General features: G+C 46.0%; 19 protein-coding genes. 13 read left to right on the top strand and 6 right to left on the bottom strand.

Going from position 1 to position 19461, the window contains the following annotated elements; genetic code table 11:
* The first annotated feature begins 22 nt into the window (after nucleotides 1-22).
* The gene (locus ACX0G9_RS14520; protein ID WP_459065645.1) at nucleotides 23-1474 is read left to right on the top strand and encodes a SusD/RagB family nutrient-binding outer membrane lipoprotein; all 1452 of its coding nucleotides are present in this window, start codon (nucleotides 23-25) and stop codon (nucleotides 1472-1474) included.
* 117 nt (nucleotides 1475-1591) lie between these two features.
* Nucleotides 1592-1906 (top strand): DUF3467 domain-containing protein, encoded by a 315-nt coding sequence (locus tag ACX0G9_RS14525; RefSeq protein ID WP_459065646.1) that lies wholly within the window; start codon nucleotides 1592-1594, stop codon nucleotides 1904-1906.
* A 23-nt stretch (nucleotides 1907-1929) separates the two neighbouring features.
* On the opposite strand, the gene radC is transcribed toward ACX0G9_RS14525, so the two are convergent.
* Nucleotides 1930-2622 (bottom strand): RadC family protein, encoded by a 693-nt coding sequence (gene radC / locus ACX0G9_RS14530; protein WP_459065647.1) that lies wholly within the window; start codon nucleotides 2620-2622, stop codon nucleotides 1930-1932.
* Between the two features lie 130 nt (nucleotides 2623-2752).
* Here radC and ACX0G9_RS14535 point away from each other — a divergent pair, with 130 nt between their 5' ends.
* The 7 genes from ACX0G9_RS14535 to ACX0G9_RS14565 all read left to right on the top strand — a co-directional run bounded on the left by ACX0G9_RS14535 (nucleotide 2753) and on the right by ACX0G9_RS14565 (nucleotide 8978).
* Nucleotides 2753-2962, top strand: a complete 210-nt coding sequence (locus ACX0G9_RS14535) for a hypothetical protein (protein ID WP_459065648.1) — start codon at nucleotides 2753-2755, stop codon at nucleotides 2960-2962.
* Nucleotides 2963-3133: 171 nt separating this feature from the next.
* Nucleotides 3134-4168 (top strand): ribose-phosphate pyrophosphokinase, encoded by a 1035-nt coding sequence (locus ACX0G9_RS14540; RefSeq protein ID WP_459065649.1) that lies wholly within the window; start codon nucleotides 3134-3136, stop codon nucleotides 4166-4168.
* A 65-nt stretch (nucleotides 4169-4233) separates the two neighbouring features.
* Nucleotides 4234-4902: a 50S ribosomal protein L25 gene (locus ACX0G9_RS14545; protein WP_459065650.1), complete on the top strand. Its 669-nt coding sequence runs from the start codon at nucleotides 4234-4236 to the stop codon at nucleotides 4900-4902.
* Between the two features lie 140 nt (nucleotides 4903-5042).
* Nucleotides 5043-5621, top strand: a complete 579-nt coding sequence (pth, locus tag ACX0G9_RS14550; protein ID WP_459065651.1) for an aminoacyl-tRNA hydrolase — start codon at nucleotides 5043-5045, stop codon at nucleotides 5619-5621.
* 161 nt (nucleotides 5622-5782) lie between these two features.
* Entirely contained in the window at nucleotides 5783-6394 is a 612-nt protein-coding gene (locus tag ACX0G9_RS14555; protein ID WP_459065652.1) for a fumarylacetoacetate hydrolase family protein, read from the top strand.
* Between the two features lie 27 nt (nucleotides 6395-6421).
* Entirely contained in the window at nucleotides 6422-8488 is a 2067-nt protein-coding gene (locus ACX0G9_RS14560; RefSeq protein WP_459065653.1) for an alpha-ketoacid dehydrogenase subunit alpha/beta, read from the top strand.
* A 268-nt stretch (nucleotides 8489-8756) separates the two neighbouring features.
* Nucleotides 8757-8978, top strand: coding sequence for a hypothetical protein (locus ACX0G9_RS14565; RefSeq protein WP_459065654.1), 222 nt, complete (start codon nucleotides 8757-8759; stop codon nucleotides 8976-8978).
* A 90-nt stretch (nucleotides 8979-9068) separates the two neighbouring features.
* Here ACX0G9_RS14565 and moeB read toward each other — a convergent pair whose 3' ends face one another.
* From moeB to ACX0G9_RS14580, 3 genes are read right to left on the bottom strand one after another with little or no spacing between them, the layout of a single operon-like run.
* Nucleotides 9069-10520, bottom strand: coding sequence for a molybdopterin-synthase adenylyltransferase MoeB (moeB, locus tag ACX0G9_RS14570; protein ID WP_459065655.1), 1452 nt, complete (start codon nucleotides 10518-10520; stop codon nucleotides 9069-9071).
* A gap of 5 nt (nucleotides 10521-10525) precedes the next feature.
* The gene (locus ACX0G9_RS14575; RefSeq protein ID WP_459065656.1) at nucleotides 10526-10993 is read right to left on the bottom strand and encodes a M67 family metallopeptidase; all 468 of its coding nucleotides are present in this window, start codon (nucleotides 10991-10993) and stop codon (nucleotides 10526-10528) included.
* A gap of 1 nt (nucleotide 10994) precedes the next feature.
* Nucleotides 10995-11933: a PLP-dependent cysteine synthase family protein gene (locus ACX0G9_RS14580; RefSeq protein ID WP_459065657.1), complete on the bottom strand. Its 939-nt coding sequence runs from the start codon at nucleotides 11931-11933 to the stop codon at nucleotides 10995-10997.
* Between the two features lie 344 nt (nucleotides 11934-12277).
* Between ACX0G9_RS14580 and rpiA the strand changes: the two genes are divergently transcribed.
* The 3 genes from rpiA (at nucleotide 12278) to ACX0G9_RS14595 (ending at nucleotide 14969) form a co-directional block, all read left to right on the top strand.
* Entirely contained in the window at nucleotides 12278-12964 is a 687-nt protein-coding gene (rpiA, locus tag ACX0G9_RS14585) for a ribose-5-phosphate isomerase RpiA (RefSeq protein ID WP_459065658.1), read from the top strand.
* Nucleotides 12965-13040: 76 nt separating this feature from the next.
* Nucleotides 13041-13808 (top strand): DUF3050 domain-containing protein, encoded by a 768-nt coding sequence (locus ACX0G9_RS14590; RefSeq protein ID WP_459065659.1) that lies wholly within the window; start codon nucleotides 13041-13043, stop codon nucleotides 13806-13808.
* Between the two features lie 15 nt (nucleotides 13809-13823).
* Nucleotides 13824-14969: a metal-dependent hydrolase gene (locus ACX0G9_RS14595; RefSeq protein ID WP_459065660.1), complete on the top strand. Its 1146-nt coding sequence runs from the start codon at nucleotides 13824-13826 to the stop codon at nucleotides 14967-14969.
* A 4-nt stretch (nucleotides 14970-14973) separates the two neighbouring features.
* On the opposite strand, the gene ACX0G9_RS14600 is transcribed toward ACX0G9_RS14595, so the two are convergent.
* Entirely contained in the window at nucleotides 14974-16173 is a 1200-nt protein-coding gene (locus ACX0G9_RS14600) for a phospholipase D-like domain-containing protein (RefSeq protein ID WP_459065661.1), read from the bottom strand.
* 52 nt (nucleotides 16174-16225) lie between these two features.
* A complete protein-coding gene (locus tag ACX0G9_RS14605) occupies nucleotides 16226-16801 on the bottom strand; it encodes a hypothetical protein (RefSeq protein ID WP_459065662.1) in 576 nt (191 codons plus the stop codon).
* A gap of 260 nt (nucleotides 16802-17061) precedes the next feature.
* Here ACX0G9_RS14605 and ACX0G9_RS14610 point away from each other — a divergent pair, with 260 nt between their 5' ends.
* Nucleotides 17062-19431, top strand: a complete 2370-nt coding sequence (locus tag ACX0G9_RS14610; RefSeq protein ID WP_459065663.1) for an ABC transporter permease — start codon at nucleotides 17062-17064, stop codon at nucleotides 19429-19431.
* The last annotated feature ends 30 nt before the right edge of the window (nucleotides 19432-19461 follow it).

Below are 19461 nucleotides of genomic sequence, written 5' to 3' on the forward strand. Positions count from 1 at the left end.
CGTAATACCAAAAAAAAGTAAAATGAAAAGAATAAATATATTCTCTCTGTTATTGGCCGGTTTCCTGATCGCAGGTACCGGTTGTAAAAAATTCCTGGATGTCAATAAAGATCCTAATCATCCGTTGACCGTCAGCGAGTCATTAGTATTGGGCCCCGTTGAATTAACCACGGGTACACTGGTAGTTGGAGGGTTTGCGGGAACGACCACCGCATATTGGATGCAACAACTATCACAGAATCAGCAGGCGCCCAATGTGGAAACCTATCTGATACAGGCTATCGACCCGGATAACACCTGGAGTTTTTATCTTTACCCGAATATATTCGAGAACCTGGATGTTATGATCAAGGAAGCGGAAAGCCAGGGGCATCATGAATATGTTGTCATCGGCAAGGCTTTATTCGCCTATAATATGGCCATTACCACGGATCTTTGGGGAAGCGTACCCTTCTCACAGGCCTTACAACCAACGGCCGTCCCAAAACCAAAGTATGACAGCCAGGAAGATATTTATAAAGGCATTCAATCCATGTTGGATAGCGCCTTATATTATATCAGTCAGCCTGCAAGCGCGATCGCACCCTCGACCGATGATTTTATTTACGGAGGGGTAATGGACCAATGGAAAAAATTCATCTATACCTTAAAGGCAAGATATGCGCTGCGTTTAACCAAGGCTCCCGGTCATACAGCTGCCGCACAGGCTGACGAGGCCCTGGCTGATCTGGCTAATGGCTTTGGTTCGAATGCTGATAATGCAGCCATTTCTTACCCCGGAAGTGCCCAGGCGGAAAATCCCTGGTATGAAAATACATTACCCGGCGCAGGCGGGGTCGTTATGGCTAAATCTTTTATGGATTCTTTGATCTTCCGTAATGATCCGAGATTACCGGTCATTGCCGCCAAAGGGAAAAATGGTACGTATAATGGACGGGCATCCGGAGCAGACCCTGCTCTTTCTCCCGATCCTGATGTTTTTTCCTCGATCAATACTTTTTACGGAGGGTATCAGCCAACCGACGAGAACAATACGGATGGTACGAAGGCTCCTCTCTTCCTGGCCACCTATAGCGAAGCCTTATTCATCAAAGCTGAAGCTACCTTTATAAAGAGCGGTGCTGCAGCCGCAGCTCCCATTTACAAGGCTGCTATCGTATCTCATATGAACCTTTTGGGAATTACTAACCCGACTGTTCAGGATAATTATTATAATTCAAGACCGGCCCTGACGGATGCCAATGCCCTGCAACAGATCATTTCCGAAAAATACGTGGCAGATTTCCTATCCCTGGAAACATACAATGACTGGAGACGTACCGGTTTCCCGGTCCTGACCAAAGCGCAGAACTCTTACAATGGAACGGATATTCCCCGGAGATGGCCTTATTCCTTTACGGAATTGCTGACCAACGCTCAGCCCGAGCAAACGGGAGTTACCCTGGCAAGCCGTGTATGGTGGGATGCACAATAAGCCGGATGGACTATACTTATTAACACGATCAATATCGATCCAAAACGTTTTAGAAATACAAAAGGCGGCTGTTTGGCCGCCTTTTGTATTTGTTTTACCTTGCCCCTAAATTATTGTATGCCAGATAGCCAGCCACCCAATAGTCAGTTGAATATAGAGATCAGCGAAGAAATTGCAGAGGGAGAATATGCGAATCTTGCCATCATTACCCATTCCCATGCGGAGTTTGTGATAGATTTTGTCAATGTGATGCCGGGTACTCCCAAGAGCCGGGTGAAGTCACGGATTATACTGACCCCTCAGCATGCCAAACGGTTCATGAAGGCGTTGACAGAGAACCTCAGTCGTTTTGAAACGGCCAATGGTAAGATACAGGACCTGGAAGAAGTTCAATTGCCGCTGAATTTTGGTGGTCCCACCGCGCAGGCATAATTATTACCAGGGCAGAAGATCAGTTAAAGGACTCCTTTGTCCGCAAAACTGAAATGTCCTTCCTCACTGACGATAAAGTGATCAAGTAACCTAATATCGAAAAGATTGGCTGCGTCCCGGATCTTGATGGTTAATTCCTCATCCGCTTTACTGGGCACCAGGCTCCCGGAAGGATGATTATGGAAAAGAATAATACTGACAGCCTCTTCTTCCAGGGCTTTTTTCATGATGATCCGGGGATCTGCGACGGTAGATGTAATTCCTCCCCGGCTGAGAATCTCCAAATGTTTTACCTTGCCAGATCTGTTCAGGAAAACCACGCCAAATACTTCATAGCCGAAATCCCGTAACAGGGTTTGGAGATAGGCCGCCACTTCTTTGGTGTCCCTGATAACCGGCCGGTCAAGAAAAAGGGTGGACTGTCTTCGTCTGCCTAATTCCAGAGCTGCTGCAATGGTAATGGCCTTTGCCTCCCCAATCCCTTTGATTTTCATTAATTCCTGGAGGGAAAGTTTGCCTAGTTCCTGCAAATTATTTTTTCCAGCCCTCAACACTTCCCTGGCCAATTCAAGGGCGCTTTTTTTGGGGGTGCCCGCACGGATCAAAATGGCTAATAGTTCAGAATCACTCAGTGCCTGCGGACTTTTACTGAGTAATTTTTCGCGTGGCCGATCGTCTTTTGCCCATTCCTTTATTGAGTATTTCTCCCCTTGCATGAACCAAGATTAGGCATTATTTTCGATATTCTAAGGGGATGTTAAAATATCCTTTTAAGTGTTTCGTTAGTAGACAAAGTATAGCCTTTTTTGACAATCGTACTCTTTTGAAAACTCAATCTAAGATCCAATGAAACGTACCACTTTTAACGCAATCGGCGGCTGGCAACCTTTTCTTTTCTGCATAGGCATGTATGTTGTCGCCCTGTTCTTCTCCATTTTTGTTTGTTCCTCTATTTTTTATGTAGTTAATTCCAAATCCGCCCCTAAGGAGGCCGAGAAAGCTTCCCTGACTGTTTCGGCGGGTGCCAGACAGCAGCTGGCTTCTGTTAACCCTTAAATTGTTTCTGCCTATACGTATTAAAATTTTACTTCAAAAGCTTATTGGGGTTGACTATTATGGTCGACCCCTTTTTTGGGTCGTACTCCTTGGAACCTGTCCTTTGAACCTGTTCCCCTTTTGACCTGTTCTTCCAGGGCCCGTGCCCCATTTCTATATTTTGAATTGGACATGGTCACTATTTTTTTACCGGCCGCGGTTGCTATTCTCTTTTCCATTATATCTTCTATATCTTCGCTGCATATTTCACTTTTTATGCAGCATACCGCCAAGATTTTTTCCGGTACCGGATCTCAATATCTGGCCGAGAAAATTGCCCAGCAGTTCGGGCATCCATCGGGGAAAATTACGATACAGCATTTCAGTGACGGGGAGATCCAGCCGATCTTCGATGAAAGTATACGGGGAGATATGGTTTTCCTGATTCAAAGTACTTTCGCCCCGACAGAGAACCTGATGGAGCTATTATTAATGATAGATGCCGCCCGCAGGGCTTCCGCCTATAAAGTGGTTGCCGTAATCCCCTATTATGGCTATGCCCGGCAGGATCGAAAGGATAAACCCCGGGTAGCAATTGGTAGTAAGTTGATAGCCAATATGTTAGTCGCTGCAGGGGCAGATCGGGTCATCACGATGGACCTCCACGCTCCCCAAATCCAGGGGTACTTTGACATCCCGGTGGATCACCTGGACAGTTCGGCCATTTTTATCCCTTATATTGAACAACTTAAAGTGGAAAACCTTACCTTTGCGGCCCCCGATGTGGGAAGTGCGAATCGTATCCGGGAAATTGCCACCTATTTCAGCGCAGAAATGGTGATTTGTGACAAACACCGGAAAAGGGCAAATGAGATAGCCAGCATGGTTGTCATCGGTGATGTGACGGATAAGGATATCGTTTTGATCGATGATATCTGTGATACGGGGGGAACTCTGGCAAAATCTGCTGGTCTCCTGAAAGAAAAAGGCGCCAGAAGTGTCAGAGCTCTTTGTACGCATCCTGTGTTAAGTGGGAATGCCTATGCCAATATTGAGAATAGTGTGCTGGAAGAATTAGTAGTATGCGATACTATCCCGCTGAAACAGGCAAGTCCGAAGATCAAAGTATTAAGCGTAGCGGAACTATTCGCGGTAGCTATCCGTAATGCACATGAGAACAGAAGTATTACCGGCTTGTTTATTCACTCGCAATTGCGTAATAAATAAACAACAGGTAAAGGACATAGGGAGATAGACAGAGGAAAACGCGTCATTATTTAAACAAGCATATCATGAAAACGATTACAATCGAAGGACAACTCAGGACCGACCTAGGCAAACAAGCCGCCCGCCAAATTCGCTCTGAGGAAAAAGTGCCCGGTGTAATTTACGGGGGTGCAAAGGAAGTGAATTTTTCAGCTCCTGCGACATCTTTTAAGACACTGGTGTATACGCCGGATTTCCAGTTAGCGGAAATTAAGGTGGAAGGAAATGCCTACAGATGCATTTTAAAGGACCTGCAATTTGACAAGGTCAGCGATGCATTGATCCATGTGGATTTCCTGGAACTGGTGGAGGACAAAAAAGTGGTCGCAACCATTCCCATTAAATTTACCGGGGCTGCAAAAGGGGTGAAAGACGGCGGAAAGCTGATCACCAAGATAAATGCATTAAAGGTAAAGACCTACCCTAAGTACCTGAAGGAAAATATTGAAGTGGACCTGACCACCTTGGAATTAAATGGAAACGTACGTGTAGAGGATGTGAAAATAGAACATTTTGAGATCCTGAACTCTCCCCGTATTCCTATTGCCTCCATTGTGCTGACCCGTCAACTGAAACAGGAGGAAGCCGGAACTCCGGCTGCCGGTGGTGCTAAGGCTGCGCCTGCCGCCGCTGCCGCTGCAAAACCTGCCGCTGCAAAACCTGCCGCTGCAAAACCTGCTCCTGCAAAAAAATAAGAAATTGGTTGGCAGAAAACCCGGTTAATGTTTAACCGGGTTTTTGCTATTATTCAGGAGCAATTATGCCTGCTCCCTGCCTGATATGTGCGGCGCCTTTATTGTTAAAACCCCTCACCGGGTAATCTTAAAATCCCTTTATGGGTAAGTTCCTGATCGTTGGCCTGGGCAATATAGGATCAGAGTATACCGGAACCCGGCATAATATCGGCTTTGATGTAGCAGATGCTTTAGTGAACAAACTGGGAGGGCATTTCAGCCTGGAGCGGTTAGCCGAAATGGTGGAGGTCAGGTGGAAAGGAAGCGGGTTGATCTGCATCAAACCCACGACCTATATGAATCTTAGCGGCCGGGCCGTGAAATATTGGATGGATAGGGAAAAGATCCCAAGGGAGAATATCCTCATCGTGCTGGATGATCTGGCCCTTCCCCTTACCCGGTTCCGCCTGCGGCCCGGAGGCAGCGATGCCGGTCATAACGGGTTAAAAAGCATACAGGAGTCTCTGGGAACCGATGCTTATCCAAGGCTGCGTTTTGGCATTGGTAATGAGTTTTCCAGGGGGCGTCAGGTGGATTTTGTGTTGGGAAAATGGGAAGAACCCGAATTACCCCTGGTGAGACTAAAGATCGAAAAGTCGGTCGAATTAATCGAAAGCTTTGCCACTAGTGGAATTGAACGAACTATGAACCAATTCAATAAATTAGATTTTACACTATGATTTGTAGTTTGGAATCTTTATTTTCGCAGTAATATTGCGTTCATGCTTAATGTATGACTAATCTATTTTGATATTCGATATGCCTATGTAAGTACCCCGTTGCCTTTTCAGGCAGAATGTAACTGAATCAAGAATTTTCTATTTAAAAACCCTGATTGAATATGAAAATATTCTGTGTTGGCCGTAACTATGTGGCTCATGCCAAGGAGTTAAATAATGAAGTTCCGGACGAGCCTATCATATTTATGAAGCCTAAAAGCGCATTGCTGCAGGCACATACGCCGTTCTATTATCCGGAATTCACTAACGAATTGCACTATGAGGCTGAATTAGTGCTTCGTATCTCCAAGAATGGTAAGTATATACAAGATCGTTTTGCCAGTAAATATTACGATGCATTGACGGTCGGCATCGACTTTACTGCCCGTGATATCCAGAACGAGCTTAAGGAAAAAGGTCTTCCCTGGGAAAAAGCCAAAGCCTGGGATAATTCCGCCGCCATTGGAAAATGGATCACTATTCCCAATATTAAGAATAAAAAGGACCTGAATTTCTGTCTGTACAAGAACAAAGAATTGGTACAGCAGGGTAATTCCAGTCTGATGATCAACAGTTTTGACAAAATAGTGGCCTATATTTCCAATTATTTTTCCGTCAATATCGGGGACCTGGTATTTACCGGTACTCCGGCAGGTGTGGGAGAGTGTGTGGTTGGTGATGAGCTCGAGGGATTTATTGAAGACGATAGTTTATTGACCCTGGAAATAAAGTAACCGGCTTCCACTCATATTTGCTTGTTCATGATCACAGCTGAAATTTTATTCCGGGCCTACCGGCTCATGTGTACAGCAAAGGAAATGGCTGTCACTTATGAGAGCAACCGCAGCATTTGCAAATATGTTCATTCCACTTCAAGAGGCCATGAGGCCATACAATTAGCTACCGCTTTTCATCTTCAACCCTGTGACTGGGTAAGTCCTTATTACCGGGACGAAAGTTTGTTGCTTGGACTCGGTTTTGAGCCGTTCCAGTTAATGTGTCAATTGCTGGCCAAGGCCAGTGATATTTTCACCGGCGGCAGGGAATATTATTCGCATCCTAATTACAAAGGACCCGGAAAACCCGGTATTATTCATCAAAGCAGCGCCACCGGCATGCAGGCTATTCCAACTACCGGGATTGCCCAGGGACTGGTTTATCTGGAAACCATCGGTTCTTCTTTGGTACGGAAAAGCGAAGGAGGTGAATCTCCTGTTGTAGTCTGCTCTCTGGGTGATGCAAGTGTTACGGAAGGTGAGGTCAGCGAAGCTTTTCAATTTGCCGTTCTGAATTCTTTGCCCGTTATTTACCTGGTCCAGGATAATGACTGGGGAATCAGTGCAAGATCAGAAGAAACACGGGTGATGGATGCCTATGAATATGCAGGAGGGTTTAAGGGAATGGGGCGTTTACGGGTCAATGGCACTGATTTCCAGGAATGTTATGAGGCCATGGACCGGGTAATAAGTGATGTCAGGAGAGGAAGACGTCCATACCTGGTACAGGCTAAGGTTCCTTTGCTTGGGCATCATACCAGTGGCGTGAGGAAAGAATTTTACCGTAGCCCGGAAGAACTGCAGGAGCAATCTTTGCAAGACCCTCTTCCAAAGTTGCGTGCCCGTTTACGGGAGTTAGGAGTGGAAGAAGAGCAATTGGCAGAGGTGGAAAAGGATGCTGCTCTGTTTGTTGCGGAGCAATTCGAAAAAGCGCTCGCTGCACCCGACCCTGATCCATCGACAGTGGAAGATTTTATTTTTGTACCTACTCCGGTAACGGAAGAGAAGGGAGAGCGATGTCCTGCCAAAGGGGAAAAGGTAATGATGGTTGATGCTGCATTATTTGCCATCCGGGAGATTATGGAAGACTGTCCTGAGGCCTTATTATATGGACAGGACGTAGGCCGGCGCCTGGGGGGGGTATTCAGGGAGGCTGCGACCCTGGCCGAAAAGTTCGGTGATCACCGCGTATTTAATACCGCCATCCAGGAAGCATATATCATTGGATCCACAGTCGGAATGAGTGCTGCCGGCGCCAAACCAATCGTAGAGGTTCAGTTTGGCGATTATATCTATCCCGGCTTCAACCAGCTGGTTACGGAAATCTCCAAATCCTGTTATTTGAGTTGCGGGAAATTTCCTGTACAGACCCTGATCCGGGTGCCTGTCGGCGCATACGGCGGCGGAGGGCCCTACCATAGCGGTAGTATGGAAAGCACCCTGCTTTCGATCAAAGGAATAAAAATCGTCTATCCTTCCAATACGGCTGATATGAAAGGGCTGATGAAGGCTGCCTTTCTCGATCCCAATCCTGTAATCATGCTGGAGCATAAAGGACTTTACTGGAGTAAGGTGCCGGGGACCGAAGAGGCAAAGACCATCGAACCTTCGAGAGATTATATTTTACCCCTGGGCAAGGGAAATATTGTTTTGTTCGCAGATCCTGCCAAGGTCAGCAGCGGGGAGACCTGTTGTATTATTACCTATGGGATGGGCGTATACTGGGCCAAAACGGCAGCTAAGGAATTTCCAGGCCAGGTGGAGATCATAGATCTGCGAACCCTGTTTCCCCTGGATGAGGAATTGGTATTCAGCGTAGTTTCCCGCCATGGGAAATGTCTGGTACTTACTGAGGAACAGCAGAACAATTCGTTTGCCGAGGCATTGGCCTGGCGTATCTCCAAAAAATGTTGGTCCAATCTTGACGCACCGGTGGAAGTGGCTGGGGCCCTGAATCTTCCTGCCGTTCCCATGAGCACGATCCTCGAAAATGCCATGTTGCCTAATCCGGCAAAAGTTGCGGAAATAATCGAACGGTTACTGGATTATTAGAACAGGCAGCTTCTTTTGAACGCTGGCCCGGATTATTCAGGATTTATTTTTATAAGTCTATAAAAATAGTAGACTAATTACTTGGAAACCCGGAATCCGGTATTTATCTTTACCATAGTTCCGGAGGCTCTATATTTCAAGATATTTAATTCTCTGATACCCTGGTTGGCAGGCTCGATTTAGATGGAATGGCAGGTGGTTGTTCGTTCCTGATTGTCAGCAGTTGCCAGGGCATCAGGAATGTTTATGTAATAAAACAATTTATTTTATGCAACGCCTGGCACCTGTCTCCTTTTTTCTGATTGTGCTCCTGTTGGCCGTTTTTTCAGCAAAGTTCTCTACCGGGATTCCCGGATCGGGTCCGGGGGCGGTACAGTCATCCATCGCTATAGGCTCCGTTCACCCGCTGAGCGGCTATGATGCAGCAGGGATTGCGGATGGCAAAAAATTGTCCGGGCAATCCGGTAAACCCGAAAACATCCGCCACTAATGGGCCCTGTTTATCGATCCTGTTAATGGATCCTGTTAATGATCCTTTTAATGGACACGATTGGAGCCCGCGTCGCGGGTGATGGTGCTCCTAATATTTTGTCAATTCAGGCTGTACTTCGTCTATATAAGCCAGTATTCCTCCCTTGAGATTGTATAAATTGGTAAATCCGAATTTTTCCTCCAGTTCGCGAATGGCTTTGGCGCTGCGCCCTCCCATCTTACAATGAACAACCACTTTTTTATCTGTCTGGATCTTTTCGCTGTTGTCCGCTATCGTTGCGAGCGGAATCAGTTCTCCGTTGATATTTACGATATCATATTCATGCGGTTCGCGTACATCGATCAATTGGAATTTTTCGCCGGTGACCTGCAGGTCGTACAATTCTTTTGCCGTTATTTCTTTTAACGGTTTTTCTTCTACGGCACGCATTCCGCAGAATTGTTCGTAGTCGATCAAGCCTGTGATAGTGGGGTTCTTTCCATTGATGGGATTGTCTTCCCTCCGTTTGATCGTAAATGTGTTACTCTCGAAATTCAAGGCATCAAAAATATAAAAACGTCCGGAGAGGGTTTCTCCTACACCGGTGATCACCTTGATGACTTCCAGGGCCTGCAGGCTTCCGATAATGCCCGGTAATACGCCTAAGACTCCGCCCTCTGCACAACTGGGAACCAAACCGGGAGGTGGGGGGGTAGGGTAAAGGTCACGGTAATTAGGTCCTGTAATTCCCTGCTTATCCTTATAATTAAATACGGAAACCTGTCCTTCGAATTGAAAAATGGAAGCATATACATTCGGTTTGCCGGATAAAACCGCTGCATCGTTAACCAGGTAACGGGTAGGGAAATTATCCGTTCCATCAGCGATCACATCATATTCCCGTATGATTTCCAGTGCATTCTGAGAGTTAAGATGAGTGTTGTAGATCTGAAGACGGATATAGGGGTTTAAGGCTTCCAGCCGTCTTTTGGCTGCTTCTACCTTAGGTTTGCCAATCTCATCGATCCCGAAAAGAACTTGTCTTTGCAGGTTGCTGTCGTCGACTACATCAAAATCAACGATTCCGATGGTGCCTACGCCTGCGGCCGCCAGATATAACAATACCGGGCTGCCCAGGCCGCCGGACCCGATCACCAATACTTTTGCCGCTTTTAATTTTTGTTGCGCTTCCATGCCGAACCCCGGGATAATGATATGCCGGTTGTATCGCGCGAGTTCTTCCTTAGAGAAAACCGATTCTTTGGTTCCCGACCCATTTCCCGCAGGCGCTCCGCCCGCAATGGCCGGAACGATGCTGATCACGGTATCTTCTTTGACGATGGTATTTTCCTGTTGAAGGTCCCGGATATCGTCACTGCCGACAAAGACATTGACATAAGAACGGATTTTTCCTGCTTCATCCAGGAGATGCTTTTTCAGGTCAGGAAAGTTGTGGGTCAGTTCTTTTACTGTATCCTGGATAGTACCCGCGCTGACTGCCAGCCGGGCGGTGTTATTCGTGAATTTCCGTAAAGGAGTGGGGATGATGACAGTAGCCATTTTGATTATTCTTTTATAAGTGATGGGATCGTATTTGTGTTATTATCGATGAACAGATGTTCGGTTATTGCTTCTTCTTCAAATTGTTGCTCCTCGTTCAATAACCAGGAACGTTGGGTAATGATCTCTTTGTTCATTACCGAAATGATCAGATAAGAGAAATAGGGCTGGGCTGCCTTGCGGTCATGTTCCGAAGGTATGGCCGGATGGTTGGGATGTGAATGATATACCCCTAGTAAAGAGAGATCATTATCCAATGCCTGTTGTTCGGCACGCATATAATCGAAAGGAGAGATCTCGAAACGGCGTCTTTTATCCCCCTCTTTGGAGTTGTCCACTACCAGCATTTGGGTAATGATCCTTACCCCATTTCCATCTTCCCTTCCGAAAAGGAAACCGCAACATTCATCCGGAAAGGTATTGACGGCATCTTCGATCAGGCTTTTGTTTACAGAAGGTTCGATAATGAGCATGTTAAATTATTTTTTGAATGATTTCGCTGTATTTTTCTGCATTGTCGGGTAGCACCGTGACCAGAATGCCTTCTTCCAGTGTTTGGGCAATACGCAGGGTGCCGGCCAGATTGGCTGCTGCAGAAGGACTGAGTAGCAAACCTTCCTGTTGGTAAACGGTTTTTATCATGGCATGTGCTTCTTCCGTACTGACCTCTGTATTTTCATCCGCAACTGTTGGGTCATAGATGGCAGGAACAAGGGCCGTCTCCAGGTGTTTCCATCCTTCCAGTCCGTGCAGGGCAAAATCCGGTTGCAGGGAGATCAGCCGGATGGAAGGATTTAATTCTCTCAAACGCCGGCCTGTACCCACGAATGTGCCGGTAGTCCCTAATCCTGCCACAAAATGCGTGATACCGGGAACTTCTTCGAAGATCTCAGGGGCGGTGGAATAATAATGTGCTTTCCAGTTATATTCATTCTTATATTGATCTGCATAAAAATAACGGCCCGGATTTTCTTCTGCCAGGGCCTTTGCTACTCCCTGCGCTCCGTCCGTACCTTCAAAACGGGAGGTCAGTATCAACTGTACCCCAAGGGATTGAAGTATTTCCTTACGTTCCCGGGACGCGTTCTCCGGAAGGCATAAGGCTACGGGAATATTCAGTTCTTTTGCGATATAAGCATAGGCGATGCCGGTATTACCACTGGTGGCATCTAATAAGGTCTGACCGGCATCCAGTTCACCCTCTTCAATCGCATGACGGATAATATTATAAGCAGCCCTCGCCTTAACACTTCCTGATAATTGCATCCATTCTTTTTTGGCATAGATCTGTATCTTCTTTTTTTGCGCCAGCCAGGTAAATGAGTGCAAAGGAGTATGGCCGATCCTGGCTCCAAGAGATCGGACGGCTGCGATCAGGTCGTTACTCACTCTACTTTCTGTTGTTGTTTGCATCTCTGATTTTAAATAAAAAAAGCTCCACTGGTGGTGGAGCTTTTAAATATGTTTACACATTTTTTTTATTCAGCTTATAAGAGGTCATCCTCCACCAAAATAACCATGGTTGGCTTACAACAACAACAACAATTTCTATGGAGGTATACCTGGTTCATTTGATAGATAATATTACAAATATAGGATATTCCGTCTTATTTCCTACCGGACCAGTGGGAAATACCCCAAAAATGGGCCCCGGCCCTTCCGGAATAAGAGGAAAAAGACGCCCGGATCGCGCATAAATAATTGATTGTTATTTATATTGCTGCTTTATTTTGAACCACCTCAACTTTTAAAAAATTATGGAAAATTCAGCCCTAAACGGTAAGAAAATAGCCGCAGGAAAAGCCATAGAATATATCCGCGGAGGCATGACCCTTGGTCTGGGTACAGGTTCCACGGCATACTGGGCGATCCAGGGAATCGGGGAGATGGTAAAGAATGGCCTGGAAACAAGAGCGATAGCTACTTCCATGCAATCGGAAGCACTGGCAAGGGAGGTGGGTATACCGCTGGTGACATTCCCGGAGATCGATCATCTGGATATTACCATTGACGGGGCAGACGAAGTAGACGAAGAGCTTAATCTGATAAAAGGAGGAGGGGGTGCCCTTTTGCGGGAAAAAATCGTTGCGGCAGCGACAAAATTCTATATCATTATAGTAGATGAAACCAAATTGGTAGATAAATTGGGCAAATTCCCCCTGCCTGTTGAAGTAGCTCCTTTCGGATGGGAACTTACCCGGCGCAAACTCGAAGCGCTGGGTTGTAAGCCGGCACTCCGGATGGCGGATAATAAGGTGTTCCTGACGGATAACAGTCATTATATTCTTGATTGCGCCTTCCAACGTATCGCTGATCCGGCGTCATTACATGAACAGGTCAATGGTATTACCGGCGTGATGGAAAATGGTTTGTTCATCAATATGGCGGATATTGTCATTGCCGGCTCCACCTCAGGAGCTACAAGAGTAATTAAGAAAAAATAAGTTGGAAAAAAAGTCACGGGAACAGGTCATGGAAAAGTGATAAAGTAAAAGCGGTAAAGTAAAGGAGGTAAGTGATATGAATAAACATGTAGCCTTATTAAAAGAAAAGATCGGGCCGGTTCGCACCCGGCTAATGGAGCACCCGGTTTACCATAGTATCCGCGGGTCGGAAGAATTGCGCCGTTTTATGCAGGTGCATGTATATGCCGTATGGGATTTTATGTCCCTGCTCAAAACCTTGCAAAAGGCGTTGACAGCGGTAAGTATTCCCTGGACTCCCAAGGGAAAAGGCAATACGCGTTATCTGATCAATGAGATCGTCCTGGGTGAAGAGAGCGATGTGGATGAAGAGGGAAGACGGACCAGTCATTTTGAACTTTATCTGCGGGCTATGGAGCAGGCAGGAGCCTCTACCGGACCGGTAAAGGCACTGATCGGCGCTATTGAAGAAGGACAACCAGTAAGAGAAGCCATATCCATGAATGTCACCGATCAGGAGATCTGCGATTTCCTGCGGTTTACTTTCGATGTGATCGACTCCGGGAAATTGCATGCTGTGGCATCTGTTTTTACCTTTGGCCGGGAAGACCTGATCCCTGATATGTTCCTGCAGTTCGTAAATGATTTTTCCAAAGCAGCACCCGGGGAACTCACTATTTTCAAATATTATATGGAGCGCCATATAGAAGTGGATGGCGGTCATCACAGCATCCTGGCTACAGCTATGCTGGAAGACCTATGCGGGGATGATGTGCAGAAATGGGAGGAGGCGGCCTCTTTCGCCATTGCCGCCCTGGAATGCCGTATCGGTTTGTGGAATGCGGTAATGAGGTCGATCGGATAATATTGAAAGACAGAGATGGATACAATCACACACATAGTTTTGGGTGCGACCCTGGGTGATGCGATCTTAGGGAGAAGACTGGGAAAAAAAGCCATGGTATTAGGTGCGGTGGCTCAAAGTCTCCCTGATATTGATTTTGTAGCCTCCTTTTGGTTGGATACGCCGCATGATGTATATGCGCATCGCGGCATTACTCATTCTCTATTGTTTGTTCTTGTGCTGGGTTTGCTGTTAGCGGGAGCTTCCGCCTGGAAATATAAAGAATATCCCATAAGCCGGCAACGATGGCTTTTTTTCTGGAGTCTTCAACTGCTGGTACATATCGTTCTCGATGCTTTTAATGCTTATGGTACAGGTTGGTTCGAGCCTTTCAGTCATCACCGTTTTTCTTTTAACGTGCTGTTTGTGGCAGATCCGTTTTTTTCGGTTTGGCTGGGTATTTCCTTTCTGGCTCTGTTGATCCTGAAAAAGGATAATCCTGCCCGGAAAGGCTGGATAGGGTTCGGACTTATCCTTAGCTGTAGTTATCTTGGCTATTGCATTATCAATAAAAACAGGATCGCATCCGCGGTTCAAAAAGAGTTGCAAAGACAACAGATCACCGAAACCCGTTTTTTTACTACCCCTACTCCTATGAATAGCTGGCTCTGGTATATTGTTGTTGCAGATCAACATGGATATTATACCGGGTACCGGTCTGTATTCGATAAGCAGCCCACTATCGATTTTCATTATTTTCCCCGTAATGATTCTTTATTAACGCCCTTCCGGAAAGACGAGGGCGTTAGACCCTTATTAAAATTCTGCCAGGGTTATTACACGATTGACCGATGGAAGGGGGGAGGGCTGGTCTTCAACGATCTCCGGTTCGGACAGATAAAAGGCTGGGAGGACGGACAAGCTCCATTTGTATTTCATTATTTCCTGGAGCACCCGGATGACAATACGGTGATCGTGCAAAGGGGACGGTTTGCCGGTTGGAACAGACAGACAGTCAGGGATTTTATCAAAAGGATCGGGGGAATAAAGATCAGGAGGAACCAGACACCGGAAATCTACCGGGAAATGGAGAAGGATCGTAAAGATCAGGAAAAGGATGCTAAAGAAAATACTGAAAAGGAAATGGGAAAAAATGGAAAGGAGCAGAAGGGTAATAAATGAATAATCAGTCAACGGATTCCTTTTCCTGCTTAAAATAAAAAGTGAAAAGAAAGAAAAGAAAACGGATCGTCTCATAGGCGACCTTTTGCAGGAAACGATGCCATAGGGTATTATGACTGAAGAATGACTCCTGCGTGATCTTTACGCAATGGTCACGGATAATCCCGTCCATTTCTTTCTGGACGCTTGTGGCAAAAGGGGTATTCCGTACATCCATATTTAATTCCACACTCGCATAAGCACTGATCTTATTTACATTGTATGAACCGACGGTCATCCAGATCCCGTCATAGGTCGCCATTTTTCCATGAAGTATGGTATCCTGGTATTCGTAAATTTCAATATTGTTACGGAAAAGCCAGCGGTACATGTATTGTTCGGCTAATCTGGAGATCCTTATGTCCGATACTCCTGCAATGATTATTTTAATAGAAACCCCTCTTTTTGCCGCCAGGGACATATTTTTTCGGAATACAGGACCCGGAAGGAAATAACTGGACATAATGGTAATGCGGGATTGGGCATTTCTGAACATTTCCAGGTAACTTCCCGAGATCTGGTTTTTTGCCTGCACCCAGTCATTACGTCTGATCCGGACCATACACTCTTCGGGTGTTACTATGCCCGGCACCCAGTTCTTAAATCCTTTTTCCAGCCCGGTTCCTTTTTTCCAATACGACTTTGCCCACATGTCCCTGCATATAATATGCAGTTTCAATGCCGCTTCTCCTTCGACAAGCAAGGCTCTGTCCAGCCAGGCTTTTATATCACCTACATCGTTATACCGGTTGCTGATATTGACTCCACCAGCGAGTCCGTATGACCCGTCCGTTACCAGGACTTTATGGTGCAATCTGCGCCCGAGATAAAAATTACGGCTTTTCAACAGGGGCCAGAACCAACGGAACCGTATGCCGGCATTTTTCCAGTTTGTTATAAATGCCTTGGGAAGATCCTGGGACGCATAACCATCCAATAAAATAAAGACGGCTACCTTTCTTTGGGCGGCACGGATAAGGGCATCGCTTACCTGCCGGCCTGTTTCGTCCTCTTCATAAATATAAGTCTGTAAATGAATGGAGGATTTTGCCTGATCGATCAGTTCTATCAATACAGAAAAGTAATCCCGGCCGCCATGGACCAGTCTTACTTTATTGTGATGGGTATAACCGGCTAATAATTTAGGCGTTCTTTTTCTTGCCATGGATGGATCAGATCAGGAACCCTAAAGATCGGAAAAATTAAGATCGGGAAAATTAATTATTCACCGTTCTTCCTTTAAGGGTGCGCGTTTTCCGCTCTATCTTATCTATTTCGTTTTTGCGGACAACCAGGGTGACGGATGCGACATCCGGGCAGGAAGCACAGCGGGCCCGGAATTTATTGGAGTCAAAGGTTACCGCAGCGGTTCCATTCCTCCATTCTGTTCCGTAAAGCACATATTTATTGTAGGTATACCCGCTGCCTGGGCCAAAAGCGAGATCATTATTGCCTTTCTCAAAACTGACCATCAACTTGTCATTAGCCGCGTTTTCGCATATCCCCGGGGTGAAGGCCGGAACGATGACCTCATTGATGAATTTTCCGTTTTCCAGTTTCACGACGCCGGAACTGACTACCATTTTTTGATCTCCCAGGTTCCTGGACAAGATCAATTTCTGATCGATATAGAATTGTACCTGTTTCAGATCGATACTATCCCTTTCCAATCGTTCTTTTAAATCCTTCGTAAAAGGAACATAACTATCCCTGGAAGTCTTTCTGGAACTGCTGCAGCTAAATAATAAGGTAAGGGACACCAAAGAAAGGAAAACCGCGAAAAATGGTCTCATAAAATAGTTTTATAGTTGCTTTGCCTTGTTTTGCAGATGATTTGACTTTTTTAAGGACCAATAGTTTAGTGGAGCCCCTGGAATTGGCAAAATACATGCTAAAATGTTCAGAATCAACAAATATTTTTGTCGGAATCCGTGCAACATTTTTTTCTGTCCGACCGACCTTAATTCCGGACCTTTTAAAAAGGGGAGTTTCGAATTAGTTATTTTTACAATATTTTATCTGCCTGCCTGTTGGCCAGGAAAAAGCCTGAATTATGCTAAGGAATTTCTTTAAAGTAGCCATTCGCAATCTGTGGAAGCACAAAGGATATAGTTTCCTGAATATATTTGGCCTGGCCATGGGAATGTGCTGCAGTTTACTTATCCTGCTTTGGATCAGGGACGAACGAAGCGTAAACGCTTTTCATGCCAATTCCGGGCGCCTGTACACCATTTATGAAAGGCAATATTATGACGGGAAAATAGAATCGGGTTTTTATACACCGGGGCTTTTACCGGCTGAGCTAAAAAAGATGCTGCCGGAAGTAGAAATGGCTTCCGGTTTTAGCTGGAGGGATAAAAATACTTTTCAGGCCGGCGATAAAATAATAAAGGAAGAAGGCAGCCATGCCAGTGCCGACTTCTTTGCCATGTTCAGTTACCCTTTATTGCAGGGGACCCCGGCCACAGCACTTGCCACTCCGTTAAGCCTGGCCATATCCCGGAAAATGGCAGCTGATTTTTTCGGGTCTCCCCGGGAGGCTATCGGTAAAACGATCCGGTTCGAAAACAAAAAGAATTTCACGGTTACGGCTGTGTTCGAAAATCTGCCGGAAAACACCTCGGATAAATTTGATTATATAATCAATTGGGAAGGTTTCCTGGAGGACAACTCCTGGGCAAAGGGATGGGGAAATAATGGCCCCCGCACCTTACTTTTATTACGCCCCGATGCAGATCCTGCCCTGGTGACCCGAAAGATCACCAAATTTCTTGATAATTATAACAAAGAACAGGACAAAGGATTCCGGATTGAACTGGGCATGCAACGATTCGACTATGTTTATCTGCATTCCAATTTCAAGAATGGGCAGCCTGCTGGCGGTCGCATTGAATATGTCCGTCTGTTCAGTATTGTCGGCATTTTTATCCTGCTCATCGCCTGTATCAATTTTATGAACCTCACTACCGCGCGTTCCGTAAAAAGAGCCAGGGAGATCGGCATCCGGAAGGTAGTAGGCGCCGTCCGGCCTGCTCTCATCCGGCAATTTCTCAGCGAGGCGGTGCTTTTATCCTTTTTTTCCATGATCCTGGCGATCGGTTTGGTTATACTGGTACTGCCAGCCTTCAACCACCTGACCGGTAAACAAATATCCTTTCCTTACGGAACTTCTTCTTTCTGGCTAAGCCTGGTTTCTCTTACACTGATCACAGGAGCAATATCCGGAAGTTATCCGGCCCTTTTCCTTTCTTCCTTTCAGCCGATCCGGGTATTAAAAGGATCTATGAAATTTTCCTCCCCGGCAGCCTGGTTCCGCAAAGGCCTGGTGGTATTCCAGTTCATGCTCTCTATTCTTCTGATCATCGGAACAATCGTCGTTTCCCGGCAGGTGGGTTATGTCCAGACAATCAATCTTGGTTATGACCGGGAGAACCTGGTGTATATTCCCCTGGAAGGAACCCTGACGGAAAAATATCAATTATTTAAAGCTGAGGCAGCACGTATCCCGGGTGTCAGGGAAATAACCCGTATCTCCCAGGCGCCAACTTCCATAGAAAACGGAACAGGTGGAGTGGAGTGGGATGGGAAAGACCCTAATTCCAAACCCATGTTCACCAATGTATCGGTTGGGTATGATTTTGTAAAGACGATGAAGCTGAAACTGATCGCGGGCAGGGATTTTTCCAAAGATTTTGCTACGGACTCCGTAGGGTATTTGCTGAATGAAGAAGCGGTAAAAAGAACCGGTTATAAGGACCCAATCGGTAAACCGCTTACGTTCTGGCAGAAAAAAGGCAAGATCGTTGGCATACTAAAAAACTTTCATTTCAATTCCATGCATGCGCCGATTAATCCCCTTATAGTGCGTCTGCGGGAAAAAGAAGAATGGGGAAATGCACTTGTCCGTACGGAAGCGGGGAAGACCCGGCAGGCTATCGCCGGTTTGGAACAGCTTTGCCGGCAGTTAAATCCACAATTTCCCTTTAGTTATCAGTTTTCCGATGAAGAATATCAGAAATTATATAAGAGTGAGGCCATCGTAAATAACTTATCCAATTGTTTCGCCTGCCTGGCGATCTTTATTTCCTGTCTGGGTTTATTGGGGCTGGCCATGTTCACGGCAGAACAACGGACCAAGGAATTTGGAGTACGAAAAGTGCTGGGGGCAAGCGTGAGTTCACTATTCACTTTGTTATCCAAAGATTTCCTGGTACTGGTCGGGATAGCTTTTCTGATCGCCTCCCCTCTGGCCTGGTGGGCCATGAATAATTGGCTGCAGAATTTTGCCTATCATATCAGTCTGGAATGGTGGGTGTTCCTGATGGCCGGAATGATGGCTTTGTTTATCGCTTTATTGACGGTAAGTATACAGGCTATAAAAGTGGCTGTCGCCAATCCGGTTAAGAGCCTCCGGACGGAATAGTACCCCCCCTAAAGGGGAGTTGTATAAACC

The sequence above is a fragment of the Flavitalea flava genome (assembly GCF_054461575.1).